A 13,573-nucleotide genomic window follows, 5' to 3' on the forward strand; every position below is an offset into this window, starting at 1 on the left:
TCAGAAGGTCACGATGATCAAGCGCGCTCTGGATGGCAACGGTCGCATTCTCTGCGAGGGCTGTGGTCTCAACATCACCGGCAAGGCGATCGAGTTCGACCACATCATCCCTGAGGCGCTCATCGTCGATAAGAGCGCGGGCCTCGAGATCAGCGATGGACGCGTGCTTGGCCGCGACTGCTGCCACCGCCAGCCCAGCGGCAAGACCGCGACCGATCTCGCCGATATCGCCGAAGCCAAGCGTCGGGAGGCCAAGCACTTTGGCATCCGGCCCGGCCAACGTCTGAAGGGAGCCGGCTTTGGCCTCTCTCAACCGCAGCGATCGGCATCACGCCCCCTCGTCAAGCCCGCGGCCTGGCGTCGTGACGAGCACTGACCCCACCCACCCTTAGGAGAAAGACATCGTGACGAGCCTCTATGCCCCGCCTTTTCGCATGCCAATCGCCGCGCGCTCGCGGCTGTGGCTCGCAACCGCCATCCTGGCGTTGCCCCTATCGGCCTGCACAACCCGAAGCGTGATGAATTTCAATCGCTTGGATGGCCGCGCTGATGCGGCGGCGGTCGCCCAATTCCAACAGGATGATGCAATCTGCAAGGGCGAGGTCGCCAAGGCGCAAGCGATGGCCGCACCGATCTATATGGGTCGCAGTCTGGCTGATGCGATGGAGGCGGGCATGAAGGAGGGCCAGCGTAACAACGCCTTGCGGCAGATCATGGTCGGCTGCATGGCCCAGCGCAACTACACGATGACGCTGATGACCGTGCCAAACTGAATTTCTGCGCAGCTCTTCGACCCCAAGCTCGCGCGCCCTCCACGCGAAGAAAAACAGGCCGGCTTACAAGCCGGCCTGCCTGAACCGCGACTGCGGTCGGACAACCCTTTGAGGTCGCTCGCGCACGACCGGCGTGCGCGCCGTCAGGTATTTGAGCGCCTGGCTGGTCGAATCGACCTGATCGTCGTTCTTGCCAGCGGGAAATCCCAAAAGCTCCGCCAGATAGCTCGCCAACCAATCGGCCTGCCGGGGCAGATACACCTGGCCCGCCTCAAACCGCGCGGCCTGCGCCTGCAGCCGTGCGAATTTATCAAACCGCGCCTGCTGGAGGAGGGGGAAGAGCCGGCCGGTCCGCCGCAGATCCTGCGACAGCGCCCGACCCAGTTCTGTCTCCTCGATCAGCGTTGCATTAACGCCATGCGCCTGGGCGACCTCGATCATCCGGCGGCGCAACTCGGGGCTCTCCCAGCGGCCGCGGACCACGTCGAGCAGATAGTACTCCTGCCCTATCGCGCCCCAGAGCGTGCCAACCGACCAGTCGGAGGTTTCTCCGATCGTCGAGGCTGTATCCCACGACGCAATCACGCACTCGAATGCTTCTGGCTTCACGTCATAATAACGCAGCCAGTCGCGCTTGATCACGTTGCCTTCGGCCGGCAACGGGTTTTGCTGATACTGCGCCGAAAAGTTCTGCATCCCCAGATTGCGCTTAGCCGCCTCCAGCCATTCGGCGGGTTCACGACCCGGGTGCAGCACCTCGCCTGCACGACGGCGGTAAACCTCCTCGCGCCCATCGCCCAGACGATAGTGACAATCCTCGGTGGCAATGGCGGGGATCGTCAGCAGCTCCCACTCTTCTTTGTTCAGGACATGCCCGACCAGATCGTCCTGATGGAGCCGCTGCATCACGATGATAATGGCGCCGTGCAGCTTGTCGTTCAGGCGGGAGTACAAGGTGGAGTCGTAAAACTCTGTGACGCGCCGCCGTTCGGCCGCTGAAAGCGCTGCGTCCAACCCCTTGATCGGATCATCGATGATGATGAGGTCGGCGCCACGTCCAAGCACCGAGCCCCCGACCGAACCCGCGAAACGCGAGCCTCGCTGGCTCGTCACCAGCTCGCCTTCGCGATCACTTGCCATCTCAAAATCAGGGAAAAGCTCCCTGAACCAAGCTGTCGTGACCACACTGCGGAAGTCCACAGCGTGTTTACGCGAGAGCTCGTTGGCATAACTGATGGCCATGACCCGCTTGCGCGGATCATGGCCCATCACCCAGGCGGTATAAGCGATGGTGACGCAGATCGATTTGGCCGAGCGCGGCGGCACATTGATGATGAGCCGCTTGCACTCGCCCCGCCAGACCCGCATCAGCTGGTAGGCGATGGCGTGAATATGCCAATTATCGAGATAGGGCGTGCCGGGTTCGAGCGTGCCAAAGCACTGCGCGATGAAGCTCGCCAGATCGCGTCGCAAGATCGCCTGCAACAAGGTGGCGCGCTCACTCACCTGCGCCTCCCTCGTTTTTCGCCCGTCGCGCCAGGTAACGCGCGATCAAAGCCTCCTCCTCGGCGGCGTTGTGATCTTCCGCCATCGCCTGCGCGTCGTTGTCGTTGCACCCGTCAAGCTTCAACAACAGCGCGAGAGCGCGCATGTCGCCCTTGAAGGCCATGTCCACGGCCTTCTCATAAAGCGCGCGCCGTGCCGTAATCCGCACGACCTTGCCGTTGATCCGGGTGGACACGATCCGGCTCAAGACAGCCTCCCGCTCATCGACAGCAGCCGACTTGGCGCGCCGCGGCTTGCCTGACGGATTGCCGCTCTGGCCCTTCTTAAATTGGCTCTGCTTCGGCGGACGCTTGTAGCCGACCGGTTCAGCATCCTCGTCACGCGACATCGTAGCCTCCCATGTTCTGGGTGGCGCCGGCGGCAGCCTGGTCGCGCAGCATGGCCATCTCTGCGAAGGTCAAGCCGGTCTCGGCGTGCCGCGCCTCGCGTTTGAACAACGTCTCCCAGCGCTTGACGGCAACGTCGACATAGAGCGGGTCGAGCTCCATCAGATAGCCCCACCGCTTGGTCTTTGCCGCGGCGATCAGCGTGGTCCCGTTTCCGCCGAACACGTCGAGAATGATACCATTGCGCTTGGAGCAGTCCTTGATCGCTTCCATCACCATCGCGCACGGCTTCACCGTCGGATGGCTGGCGAGATCCTCCATGCGCCCCTTGCGGAAGCCGTTAGCTCCCGCATAGGTCCACAGGGTCGTGCGGTAACGCCCGTGCCGGCCGAGCTCGATGTTGTTGACGTGGGCGGCCTTGCCCACCTTCCACAACGGGATCAGCTCGGTCTGTGCGCGGTAGAGCGAACCCATCCCGGCGTTGGTTTTGGCCCAGCAGATCACAGCCTTGAGTTCGTCGAAGGCCTCGTGGCCCGCGGTCAGCATCTCGTGGAAATGCTGACCATCGATGCAGGTGTAGACCAGCGCTCCATCCTGCGAGGCGCCCTTGATCTCGCCAAACACGCCTTTGAGGAAGGCCGTGAACTGCGCCTTGCTCATCTCGCCCGAGGCCATCGCGAAGGGCCGGTGCTTGATCTTTCCGAGCCCGCCGACATGACCGTCGATCGCGACATTATAGGGCGGGTCGGTGAAGGTCATCTGAGCCAGCGCACCACCCATCAGCTTCTCATAGCTCGCGCGCTCGCGGGCATCCCCGCAGAAGACGCGGTGTTCATCAAGCAGCCACAGATCCCCGAGCTGGGTCACGGCCTGTTCGGCGACGGGCGCGACCTCATCGGCCGGATCAGCCTTCTGGACGGCGTGTTCGCCGCTGAGCAGGAACTCGATCTGCGGGGTGTCGAAGCCGGTCAGCTCGACCTCGAACTCGATATCGACGAGGTGGCCAAGCTCCAGCTTGAGCAGCTCATCGTCCCAGCCAGCGGATTCGGCCAGGCGGTTATCCGCAATCCGATAGGCGCGGATCTCGTCGGGCGTCAGGTGATCGAGACAGATCACCGGAACGCTGGTCATCTCCAACAGCTTGGCGGCCGCGTAACGGCCGTGACCAGCAACGATCTCGTTATTGCCATCGACCAGGATCGGATTGACGAACCCGAAAACCCGGATGCTGTCAGCGACCTGGTTGATCTGCTTCTTGGAATGCGTGCGTGCATTCCGCGGCGACGGCTTCAGCTCGCTGAGCGGGCGTTTCGTCACCTTCAAGGCCAGCGCCTTGTCGAGTGCGAGCGCCGAAATACCGCCATCGAGCGGCGCGGTGCGCGTGCGAGCGCGCACGGTCGGCGAAGAGTTGGGGATAGAGGTCATATGTCGTCTCCTTGAGGAGATCGACCGAGTCAATGAGCACCCACGTCGCCGCCGTTCCACAAGCGCAATAGCGCTTACGGTTATGGTAGCGAACGAGGACTGCTCAATGAAGTGCTGCCTAGCTCAAAGGGTCCTCAACCCGATCAGATCGGTTGGGCTTAGGCCGCAGCGATTGCGGCCATTTCCGAGATAGCGTGCGATCACCCAATCCGCAAGAGGGATTTTAAAAAAACATCAACAAGTACAGTGTCTTCGTCAGCTACCCGCCTGCTGTCGAGGGTAAAATGAGGTGCGGCAGCCGGGTCAGTTTCCCTGCATGGCTGACGAAAAATCCCTGCAACGTCCAAGGAAATTCCCTGCTCGCTTTCGCCGCCCTACAGACCCAGTTCATTGCATAACAACGGCTTTTGAGGCCAGCTCGCACTATATCGGCCGAGCAACCGGCCCGAATTCCCTGAAAATTCCCTGAAAGCAGGGAATTTGCGTCCGATCGCAGCTCACTGGCACTTCAGGCAGCGTTGCCGGCGGCCCAAGCCGCCAGGATCTCAATGGGCGGCCCACCCTGAACTCAACCGCGCCTCATCCGGAGCGATCGCGGCAACCGCCTCAAGCCTTGAACAGATGCGCGCCGTCCAAGCCCAATCGCGCGCAGATGTTGCGGGTGTCGACGACCAATTTGGCCTGTCGGACGACCAGCGCGTAATCGACCTCGTCATGATCGGTCGCGATCAGAACCGCGTCGAATGATGCAAGCGTTTCAGGTGTCAGGTCGACGCTGCGCCTCGCCTCCAAGCTCCCGTGCTTGCGTGTCGGGGTGATCTCCGGAACATGAGGATCGTGATAGGCGGCTTGCGCACCGCGGCTTTCGATCAATTCCATCAGCTTCAATGCGGGACTCTCGCGCATGTCCTCGATGTTCTTCTTGTAGGCGATGCCGAGCACGAGGACGCGCGTGTCGCTGAAGCTCTTGTGCAAATGTCGATCGACAAGCTCTGCCAGCCGATCGATCACGCGATAGGGCATCTCCGTATTGACCTGCCCGGCGAGCTCGATGAAGCGCGTCGAGATGTCGAATTCGCGCGCTTTCCAACTCAGGTAGAACGGGTCAATCGGGATGCAGTGGCCGCCGAGCCCCGGGCCGGGATAGAACGGCATGTAGCCGAACGGCTTCGTCTTGGCGGCTTCGATGACCTCCCAGATGTCGATGCCCATCGCGGCGTAGACCTGCTTCAATTCGTTGACGAGCGCGATGTTCACGGCCCGGAAAATGTTCTCGGTCAGCTTGACGGCCTCAGCCGTCGCGGTCGATGAGACCGGCACGGTCCGCACGACCAAAGCCGAATAGAGCGCATCGGCCATGGCGAGCGCATCGGCCCCATCACCGCCGACGACTTTTGGAATGTCCGAGGTTCCGAACTGGGCGTTGCCGGGGTCCTCGCGCTCCGGCGAATAGGCGAGGAAGAAGTCTTTGCCGCTTTTCAGGCCGGTCGCTTGCTCGAGGATGGGCCGCATGAGTTCGTCGGTCGTGCCGGGATAGGTGGTCGATTCGAGCACGATCAATTGCCCGGGCCGCAGCCGCTTGGCGATCGCCTCGGTCGTCTTGACGACATAGGAGAGATCGGGCTCGCGATGACGCGAGAGCGGGGTCGGCACGGCGATCAACAAAGCGTCGGGTTCGGACATCCGGTCGAAATCACTGGTGGCGACAAAGCGGCCGGCCTTGATGCCTTCGACGACCAGATCCATCGGGATGTGCTTGATCGTCGCGGTACCCGCATTGATCTTATCGACCCGATTCTGGTCGATATCGAAGCCGATGACCTTGATACCCCGGCGAAGGGCGGCAACGGCCAAGGGGATGCCGACATAGCCGAGACCAACGATGCCGATCGTCGCGGTGCGGCCTTGGACGCGTTCAATAAAGCGCCGAGCGGAGGGCGACGTCATGTTCAGCCTCATTGTGGGGCGGCATCACAACGCGCAGCCTCCCTAGCGATGGTTGCTCCTTTCAGAGTTCCAGGACGGCGTCAATTTGACAGCCTTGGCTTGGACGGCCTTGGCTTGGCAAGACCCAGCGTCCCATCCCCCTGCTCCGTCATGCGGCCCTCGATCGCCCGCTCGCTCTCGTCCTTCAGCTCCACCCCCGTCAGCCCTCGCCGCAGAGCCTGCTCGATCAGCCATGCCAGCTTGACCGCCGCCGGCTGGAACGCCAGCCCACCCGGCCGGATGTTGGAGATGCAGTTGCGCGCGGCGTCGGTCAGGCCCGGTCGCGGCGCGAAGGTCAGGTAGGCGCCCAGTGAGTCCGGGGAGGACAAGCCGGGGCGCTCTCCGATCAGCATGAGGACCATGCGGGCGCCGAGATGCTGGCCGATCTCGTCTCCCAGCGCAACGCGGGCCTGGGCAGCGATCGCGATCGGGGCCAGTTCGAGACCCTGTCGCTGCAGAAGCGGCAATAGGGCCGCGACGAGCGGTATTGCGTTCTGGTGGATCGCTGTCGATGACAGCCCATCGGCGATGATCACGGCGAGATCGTAATCGCCTCGTGCGGCCTCCAGCAGGGCCCGACTTTCAGGCGATAGCGACCGGCCAAGGTCAGGTCGGCGCAGATAGTCCTCGCGCGAACGGGCAGCGCTTTCGACCATCATCGAGGTCAGCCCGAGCGCGGATATCTCCGCTGCAATTTCGGCCGGGCGAAACGGTTCGTGCACCGCGTCGCGAGCCTGCGCATGGGCGAGGCCGAAGCGCAGCAGCTCGCGGGTCGGCAGCGAGGCTCCTGAGCGGCCGAGCGCGATCCGGGCCGGCGTCAGCCGGGCGAGTTCGGCGAAGCGCTCCGCCACCGAGAGGGGCCTGTCATTGTCGTTGCGGTCTTCGCTCATGCCGCCCGCCCGGGCATCGCCGCCAGCAACGCCTGCCCGCCCTGCCCCAATGTCAGGCGTCCGGCCTTGTCGATGATGTCCATGCGCTGAAGCCAGGCCTCGAATTCCGGGGCGCGCTTCAGGCCGAGCACCTCGCGGATATAGAGTTGGTCGTGGAATGAGGTGGACTGGTAGTTCAGCATGATGTCGTCGGCGCCGGGCACGCCCATGATGAAATTGACGCCGGCCGTGCCGAGCAGCGTCAGAAGCGTGTCCATATCGTCCTGATCGGCCTCGGCATGGTTGGTGTAGCAGATGTCGCAGCCCATCGGCACGCCCATCAGCTTGCCGCAGAAATGGTCCTCCAGCCCGGCGCGGATGATCTGCTTGCCATCATAGAGATATTCCGGACCGATGAAGCCGACGACGGTATTGACCAGCAGCGGCTGATAGGCCCGGCAGACGGCATAGGCGCGCGCCTCGACGGTCTGTTGGTCGACGCCGTGATGGGCGTTGGCCGAGAGCGCGGCGCCCTGGCCGGTCTCGAAATACATGAGGTTGTCGCCCACCGTGCCGCGCTTTTGCGAGCGGCCCGCCTCCAGACCTTCCTGCAACAGCGCGAGCGTCACGCCGAAAGAGGCATTGGCGGCCTGCGTACCCGCGACCGACTGGAAGACGAGATCGACCGGCGCGCCCTGCTCGATCAGCGCGATCGAGGAGGTCACATGGGTCAGGATGCAGCCTTGCGTCGGGATTTCGAAGCGCGCGATCACCTCGTCGAGCAGGCGCAGCAGGTCGCCGATCCGGCCCTGGCTGTCGGAGGCAGGGTTGATGCCGATCACCGCATCGCCGCAGCCATAAGACAGCCCATCGATGGTGGAGGCAAGGATGCCGGCAGCATCATCGGTGGGGTGGTTGGGCTGCAGCCTGACCGCCATGGTGCCGGGCAGGCCCAACGTGTTGCGGAAGCGCGTGACGACCCGGCATTTGCGCGCGACCAGGATGAGGTCCTGATTGCGCATCAGTTTTGAGACAGCCGCCGCCATCTCGGGCGTAATGCCGGGCGCAAGCCTGGCGAGGACTTCGGGGGTCGCGGCCTCCGAGCAGAGCCAGTCGCGGAAGCCGCCGACGGTCAGGGAGGCGATCGCGGCGAAAGCCGTCGCGTCATGGCTGTCGATGATCAGCCGCGTGACCTCGTCGGTCTCGTAGGGCACCAGCGCCTCGTGCAGGAAGGTCTTGAGCGGCAGATCGGCGAGCGCGATCCTGGCCGCCATCATCTCCTCCATGCTACCGGCAGCGAGGCCGGCGAGCCGGTCTCCCGAGCGCAGCGGCGTCGCCTTTGCCATCAGTTCCTTGAGGTCGGCGAAGACGTAGCTCTGGCGCCCGACCGCAACACGATAGCTCATCGACCGAACCTCCTGCCGGCGCCGCTGGGGCACCGCGATGATTTCAACCGTCGCGGGCAATCAAGCAAGAGGCGAGCCGGCATCGGCGACAGATCAGGGAGGTTCACACCACTCAGGTCATCCCGGGCGACCGAAGGGAGACCCGGGATCCATTCCTGGGCATATCCGACCTGCGTTCCGGATTGGATTCCGGGTCTCCCTTCGGTCGCCCGGAATGACGGCGCTCTTAGCCTTTGGGATGGACCCGCAACCCCTGTCCCGCCATTGCCGCCTCCACCGTGGCACTTTATCCCTCGCTGAAGCATAGAGCGGGAGCATACCCGCCGCCGAGAAGCAGGGAACGCCATGTCTGACCACGAGAATACCGAGCGCCGGACGATCGGCACCTTCGATTACATCGTCGTCGGAGCGGGCTCGGCCGGCTGCGTGGTGGCGAACCGCCTGTCGGCCGATCCGAACACCAAGGTCATGGTGCTGGAAGCCGGCGGCAAGGATGACTGGATCTGGTTCCACATTCCGGTCGGCTATCTCTTCGCCATCGGCAACCCGCGCGCCGACTGGCTGTTCAAGACAGAACCGCAGCCGGGGCTGGGCGGGAGGGCGCTGGCCTATCCGCGCGGCAAGGTCGTCGGCGGCTCATCGGCCATCAACGCGATGGTCTATATGCGCGGACAGGCGGCCGATTATGACGGCTGGCGCCAGCTTGGCCTGAACGGCTGGGGCTGGGACGATGTGCTGCCCTATTTTCTCAAGCATGAGGACCATATCGCGCCGGGATCGGACAGCTTGCACCGTGCGGGCGGGGAATGGCGCGTCGAGCATCCGCGCGTGCGCTGGGCGATCCTCGACGCGATCCGCGATGCGGCCGAGATGGCCGGCATTCCGAAGATCCCCGATTTCAACGGCGGCGAGAACGAGGGCTCGTCCTATTTCCAGGTCAACCAGCGGCGCGGCAAGCGGCTGAGCGCCTTCACCGCCTTCCTCAAGCCCTTCGTCGACAGCCGCGACAATCTGCGGCTAGAGACGCGCGTCATGGTCGAGCGGCTGGTATTCGAGAATGGCCGCGCCAAGGCCGTCGAGTTCAGCCATGGCGGCGAGAAGCTCAGGGCCGAGGTCACCGGCGAGATCGTGCTCTGCGCCGGCGCGGTCGGTTCCCCTGCCTTGCTGGAGCGCTCGGGCATCGGCGACGGCTCGCGTCTGCAAGGCCTCGGCATCGCGACCGTGGCGGATTCGCCCGGCGTCGGCGAGAACCTGCAGGATCATCTGCAGCTCCGGCCGGTCTACAAGGTCGAGGGCGTCAAGACGCTGAACAGCGATTATGCGAAGCTGTGGCGCCGGCCGATGATGGCGCTGCAATGGGCGGCGCTGCGTAGCGGCCCGCTGACCATGGCACCCTCGCAGGTCGGCGCCTTCGCGAAGTCCTCGCCGGACTACGCCACCGCCAATCTTCAATACCATTTCCAGCCGCTGTCACTCGACAGCTGGGGCTCGGGTCTCCACCCCTTCGACGCCTTCACGGCCAGCGTCTGCAATCTGCGGCCGACGAGCCGGGGCAACGTGCATCTCAGGAGCCCGGACCCGGAGGATGCACCCGCGATCTCGCCGAACTATCTGGCGACCGAGGAAGACCGGCAGGTCGCCGTCGACGCGATGAAGCTGACACGGCGCATCGTGGCCCAAGGACCGCTCGCGCGGTTCAAGCCGCAGGAATACCTGCCGGGGCCGCAGGCAACCTCGGACGAGGCGCTGCTGGAAGCGGCGGCCCAGTTGGGAACGACGATCTTCCATCCGGTCGGCACGGCCAGGATGGGGCGCGACGACGACACCCGGGCCGTGGTCGACGAACGCCTGCGGGTACGCGGCGTCACGGGCCTGCGCGTGATCGATGCCTCGGTGATGCCAAACATCACCTCCGGCAACACCGCCAATCCGACGATGATGATCGCCGAGAAGGGCGTTGCGATGCTGCTGGAGGATGCGCGCAGCGCAACGGCCGTCTGATATCAGACGGCCCCACCCCGTCATCCTGGACAAGCCGCGCAAGCGGCGCAGCTCCGGGATCCATCGTAGGGCGATCCACTCTACGATGGATCCCGGGACGCCTTTCCGGCGCCCCAGGATGACGCTGTGTTTCCGCGTGAAGCGATCATGCTCTGAAGGAATTGCTGCGATATCTGAAGGATTTGCCGCGATGCCACCCCCCGAAACATCCCGCGAAAGAGGTCTGATCGCACGCGGTCTGTTCTTCATCGTCCGGAGCGTCCTGACGGTCCTGATCGTGCTGGACGAGGTCGCGCGCCCGCTCTACCGCCCGCTGGCGCGCTGGCTCGCAGGCTTGCGGATCGTCGCCCGGATGGAGGCGGCGATCGCCCGCATGCCACGCGCACTGATCCTGCTGACGCTGGCGATCCCCTTCGCGATCGCCGAGCCGCTCAAGATCGTTGGCCTCGTGCTGATGGCCCGCGATCAGGTGCTGGCGGGGCTCCTCGTGCTCGGTTTCGCCTATCTGGCGAGCTTTCTGATCGTCGAGCGAATCTATCATGCCGGCCGCGACAAGCTTCTGACCTATAGCTGGCTCGCCTGGAGCATGGGCATCATCGTTCGTCTGCGCGAGCAGGCGCTCGGCTGGGTCAGGAGCAGCGCGGCCTATGGCTTTGCCATTCAGGCGCGGGACGCGGCCCGGCGCTGGTGGCATTCACTGCGCGCCGGGTGACGGTCGCAGGTTGTGCGCCAGCATGAACAGCGCCACAGCCGCCAGCGCCGACAGGACCACGAGCAGGAGGGTCGCCGGCGTCAGCCCGGCACGCTCGATCAGCATGGCGAAGGCGAGCGGGGCTGCGGCCTTCACGGCCAGGCCCGGCGCCGACAACTTGCCCATCATCGCGCCAAACCCCACGGGCCCGAACAGTTGGAGTGGGACGGTGCCGCGCACGATCGAGCTCAGCCCCATGCTGATGCCATAGGCGATGGCGAAGAGGCCGGCGAGCGTCGCGGTCATGCCCCCGATCAGCAGGAGCACGAAGCCCAGCGGCATCAGCGACGCCGCCAGCCAAGCCGTCGTCATCGGCGAGAGCGCGGCGCCAAAAAGCATCTCGACCAGCCGCCCGGCGACCTGGGAGGGGCCGATTATCGCGCCGATGCCGACCGCGACCGCCGCGCTCAAGCCCAGTCCCTGAAGCATCGTCAGCAAATGCACGGACATGGCCGAGATGACGAAGCCCTGCAGCGAGAAGGCGAATGCCAGCAGCATGAAGGCCCGCCTGCGCTCAGAACCGACGAGATAGGCTGCCGCGGGCGGATGAGCCGTCTGTGGCGCGCCCGGCACCGCGGCCTCCACCTCCCGCTTGACCCGACCGGGCAGGAGCAGCAGGTGCAGGGGAACGCAGATCAGGACATGCGACAGCGCGTAGATGCGATAGACGTCCCGCCAGTCGAGCGAGCCGAGCAGCGTGGTCGTCAGCGGCCAGTACAACGTCGAGGCGAAGCCGCCGATCAGAGTGAGCTGGCTGATGGCGCGGCGCGCACTCTTGCCCCGCGCCTGTGTCAGCGCGGCGAAGGCGGCATCGTAGAACACCATCGTCGAGACCGCCTGAATCGCGATCATCGCGGCGCAATAGCTGGCTAGACCGCGCGCTTCGGCCAGCGCCAACAGCGACAGGCCAGCCAGCAGGGAGCCGATCGTCATCACCATCCGCGTGCCCCAGCGGTCGATCAGCCGGCCGGTGAACGGCGCAACCGCGCCGCCGACCAGGAGGCCCAGCGCGAAGCCGCCATAGGTCCATTCGGGCGCCCAGCCGAAGCTCGCGGTCATCCGCGGCGCCAGCACCGTGAAGGCATAGTACAGCGTGCCGTAGCCGACGACCTGCGTGATGCCGAGCGCCACGATCAGGGAGGGGCCACCGACCCGGGGGAGTTGACGCCAGCCCATCGTGGAATTCCGCCTGCGCTTCTCAAGGACTGTTTGACATGTGCCGGCCCTCATCCTGAGACTTCGGCCTGATAGAGATGGTCGTCATCCCGGGCGCAGCGTAGCGAAGACCCGGGATCCATTCCGGAACGCAGATCGGCCATGCTCAGGAATGGATCCCGGGTCTCCCTTCGGTCGCCCGGGATGACGGCGCTGGATAAGGCGATGATTCAACCGCCTGCTTTTCAGACTGGAGCCATCCCCACGGGATGGCTCTCAATACTCAGAGGGTTTCTCAGACGATCTGGTTGCGCAACGCCGTTTCGCCGCGGGCCAGCCGGCCGAGATTGTCGAGGAGGACGTCGACGACATTCGCCTCGTAGCGTTGCGTCTCGCCGGCGCTGTGCGGGGTGATGACGACCTGCGGCAGCGCCCAGAACGGCGATGCGGCCGGCAAGGGCTCGTCATGGAAGCAGTCGAGCCCCGCACCGGCGAGACGGCCCTCCTGCAAGGCTGCGAGCAGGGCCTGCTCGTCGACGACGCGGCCACGCGCGACATTGACCAGCAAGGCCGAGGGCTTCATGGCGGCGAGCGCGGCTGCATCGATCAGCCCTTCGGTCTCCGGCGTCAGCGGGCAGGTCAGCGCGACGATATCGGCCTCGGCGAGCACCTCGTGCAACTGGTCGGGGCGCACGATCGCCTCGACATTCGGTTGCGGCTCCGGGCTGCGGCGCATGCCGATGACGCGCAGGCCAAACGCCGAGGCGAGCGCGGCGAGGCGCAGGCCGATGCGGCCGAGGCCGACGATCACCAGGGTCTTGCCGCCGAGTTCGCTTTCCCTGCTGGCCCGGTCGCCGATCATCGGCCGCCAGAATTTCGCCGTCTGATTGTCGCGGGCGAGATGGATCTGCCGGGTCAAGGCCAGGATCAGCGACATCGCATGTTCGGCGACCGCGCGTTCATTGGACCCCTGCGCGCTGGCGAGACGGACACCGGCTGCAGCCAGCGCCGCCTTGTCGAACTGGTCGGTGCCGGCGCTGATCGACTGGATGAAGCGCAGGCGCGGCAGGCTCGCCAGCAATTCGTTGCGCCAGAGGCCGGAGACGACGATCACATCGGCTTCGGGCGCGCGGACCTTGAATTCGTCGAGCGAACGGACCTCGAAACTCCTGGTTGCCCGTCCGCGCCCGGCGAACTCGGCCTGCATCTGATAGGCGGCGTGGGCAAAGCAGATGGTCAGATCGTCCTGCGGCAGAAAGGCCATGCGTGCGGTTCCTCGAATCCTGATGGTGACGACGTTAGCGGGGCTGCGACG

The 13,573-nt window shown here is 64.8% G+C and carries 12 protein-coding genes; 4 read left to right on the forward strand and 8 right to left on the reverse strand.

What is annotated here, in order from left to right; all coding sequences use genetic code 11:
• The first annotated feature begins 13 nt into the window (after positions 1 to 13).
• Positions 14 to 376, forward strand: a complete 363-nt coding sequence (locus C4S73_RS25365) for a hypothetical protein (RefSeq protein ID WP_146071504.1) — start codon at positions 14 to 16, stop codon at positions 374 to 376.
• 28 nt (positions 377 to 404) lie between these two features.
• On the forward strand, positions 405 to 773 hold the full coding sequence (locus C4S73_RS25370) for a hypothetical protein (RefSeq protein ID WP_146071505.1): 369 nt from the start codon (positions 405 to 407) through the stop codon (positions 771 to 773).
• A 63-nt stretch (positions 774 to 836) separates the two neighbouring features.
• Here C4S73_RS25370 and terL read toward each other — a convergent pair whose 3' ends face one another.
• The 6 genes from terL to C4S73_RS25400 all read right to left on the reverse strand — a co-directional run bounded on the left by terL (position 837) and on the right by C4S73_RS25400 (position 8,351).
• On the reverse strand, positions 837 to 2,279 hold the full coding sequence (terL, locus tag C4S73_RS25375; RefSeq protein WP_146071506.1) for a phage terminase large subunit: 1,443 nt from the start codon (positions 2,277 to 2,279) through the stop codon (positions 837 to 839).
• A complete protein-coding gene (locus C4S73_RS25380; protein WP_103875382.1) occupies positions 2,272 to 2,667 on the reverse strand; it encodes a DUF5681 domain-containing protein in 396 nt (131 codons plus the stop codon). The genes terL and C4S73_RS25380 overlap by 8 nt, the downstream gene beginning before the upstream one ends.
• Positions 2,657 to 4,090, reverse strand: coding sequence for a site-specific DNA-methyltransferase (locus C4S73_RS25385; protein WP_103875383.1), 1,434 nt, complete (start codon positions 4,088 to 4,090; stop codon positions 2,657 to 2,659). The genes C4S73_RS25380 and C4S73_RS25385 overlap by 11 nt, the downstream gene beginning before the upstream one ends.
• 606 nt (positions 4,091 to 4,696) lie before the next feature.
• Positions 4,697 to 6,037, reverse strand: coding sequence for a nucleotide sugar dehydrogenase (locus tag C4S73_RS25390; protein ID WP_244595789.1), 1,341 nt, complete (start codon positions 6,035 to 6,037; stop codon positions 4,697 to 4,699).
• 80 nt (positions 6,038 to 6,117) lie between these two features.
• Complete coding sequence (gene eutC / locus C4S73_RS25395; protein ID WP_103875385.1) at positions 6,118 to 6,966, reverse strand: ethanolamine ammonia-lyase subunit EutC; 849 nt, start codon at positions 6,964 to 6,966, stop codon at positions 6,118 to 6,120.
• Positions 6,963 to 8,351: an ethanolamine ammonia-lyase subunit EutB gene (locus tag C4S73_RS25400; protein ID WP_103875416.1), complete on the reverse strand. Its 1,389-nt coding sequence runs from the start codon at positions 8,349 to 8,351 to the stop codon at positions 6,963 to 6,965. Before C4S73_RS25400 ends, eutC begins: the two co-directional genes overlap by 4 nt.
• A gap of 345 nt (positions 8,352 to 8,696) precedes the next feature.
• Here C4S73_RS25400 and C4S73_RS25405 point away from each other — a divergent pair, with 345 nt between their 5' ends.
• Together C4S73_RS25405 and C4S73_RS25410 are read left to right on the forward strand one after the other, a co-directional pair.
• Positions 8,697 to 10,352, forward strand: a complete 1,656-nt coding sequence (locus C4S73_RS25405; protein ID WP_103875386.1) for a GMC family oxidoreductase — start codon at positions 8,697 to 8,699, stop codon at positions 10,350 to 10,352.
• A gap of 190 nt (positions 10,353 to 10,542) precedes the next feature.
• Positions 10,543 to 11,064 carry a hypothetical protein gene (locus C4S73_RS25410; protein ID WP_103875387.1) on the forward strand — a complete coding sequence of 174 codons (522 nt, stop codon included), beginning with the start codon at positions 10,543 to 10,545 and terminating at the stop codon, positions 11,062 to 11,064.
• On the opposite strand, the gene C4S73_RS25415 is transcribed toward C4S73_RS25410, so the two are convergent.
• The gene (locus C4S73_RS25415; RefSeq protein ID WP_160115910.1) at positions 11,047 to 12,279 is read right to left on the reverse strand and encodes an MFS transporter; all 1,233 of its coding nucleotides are present in this window, start codon (positions 12,277 to 12,279) and stop codon (positions 11,047 to 11,049) included. The genes C4S73_RS25410 and C4S73_RS25415 overlap by 18 nt on opposite strands.
• 274 nt (positions 12,280 to 12,553) lie before the next feature.
• Positions 12,554 to 13,522 carry a D-2-hydroxyacid dehydrogenase gene (locus C4S73_RS25420; RefSeq protein WP_103875389.1) on the reverse strand — a complete coding sequence of 323 codons (969 nt, stop codon included), beginning with the start codon at positions 13,520 to 13,522 and terminating at the stop codon, positions 12,554 to 12,556.
• Between the last annotated feature and the right edge of the window lie 51 nt (positions 13,523 to 13,573).

It is taken from the genome of Allobosea lathyri (genome assembly GCF_900108245.1).
GTDB lineage: Bacteria > Pseudomonadota > Alphaproteobacteria > Rhizobiales > Beijerinckiaceae > Allobosea > Allobosea lathyri.

Coding starts and splice junctions, on each gene's coding strand:
- C4S73_RS25365 (WP_146071504.1), top strand. CDS start 14: ATGATCAAGCGCGCTCTGGATGGCAACGGTCGCATTCTCTGCGAGGGC.
- C4S73_RS25380 (WP_103875382.1), bottom strand. CDS start 2,667: ATGTCGCGTGACGAGGATGCTGAACCGGTCGGCTACAAGCGTCCGCCG.
- C4S73_RS25385 (WP_103875383.1), bottom strand. CDS start 4,090: ATGACCTCTATCCCCAACTCTTCGCCGACCGTGCGCGCTCGCACGCGC.
- C4S73_RS25390 (WP_244595789.1), bottom strand. CDS start 6,037: ATGACGTCGCCCTCCGCTCGGCGCTTTATTGAACGCGTCCAAGGCCGC.
- eutC (WP_103875385.1), bottom strand. CDS start 6,966: ATGAGCGAAGACCGCAACGACAATGACAGGCCCCTCTCGGTGGCGGAG.
- C4S73_RS25400 (WP_103875416.1), bottom strand. CDS start 8,351: ATGAGCTATCGTGTTGCGGTCGGGCGCCAGAGCTACGTCTTCGCCGAC.
- C4S73_RS25405 (WP_103875386.1), top strand. CDS start 8,697: ATGTCTGACCACGAGAATACCGAGCGCCGGACGATCGGCACCTTCGAT.
- C4S73_RS25410 (WP_103875387.1), top strand. CDS start 10,543: ATGCCACCCCCCGAAACATCCCGCGAAAGAGGTCTGATCGCACGCGGT.
- C4S73_RS25415 (WP_160115910.1), bottom strand. CDS start 12,279: ATGGGCTGGCGTCAACTCCCCCGGGTCGGTGGCCCCTCCCTGATCGTG.
- C4S73_RS25420 (WP_103875389.1), bottom strand. CDS start 13,522: ATGGCCTTTCTGCCGCAGGACGATCTGACCATCTGCTTTGCCCACGCC.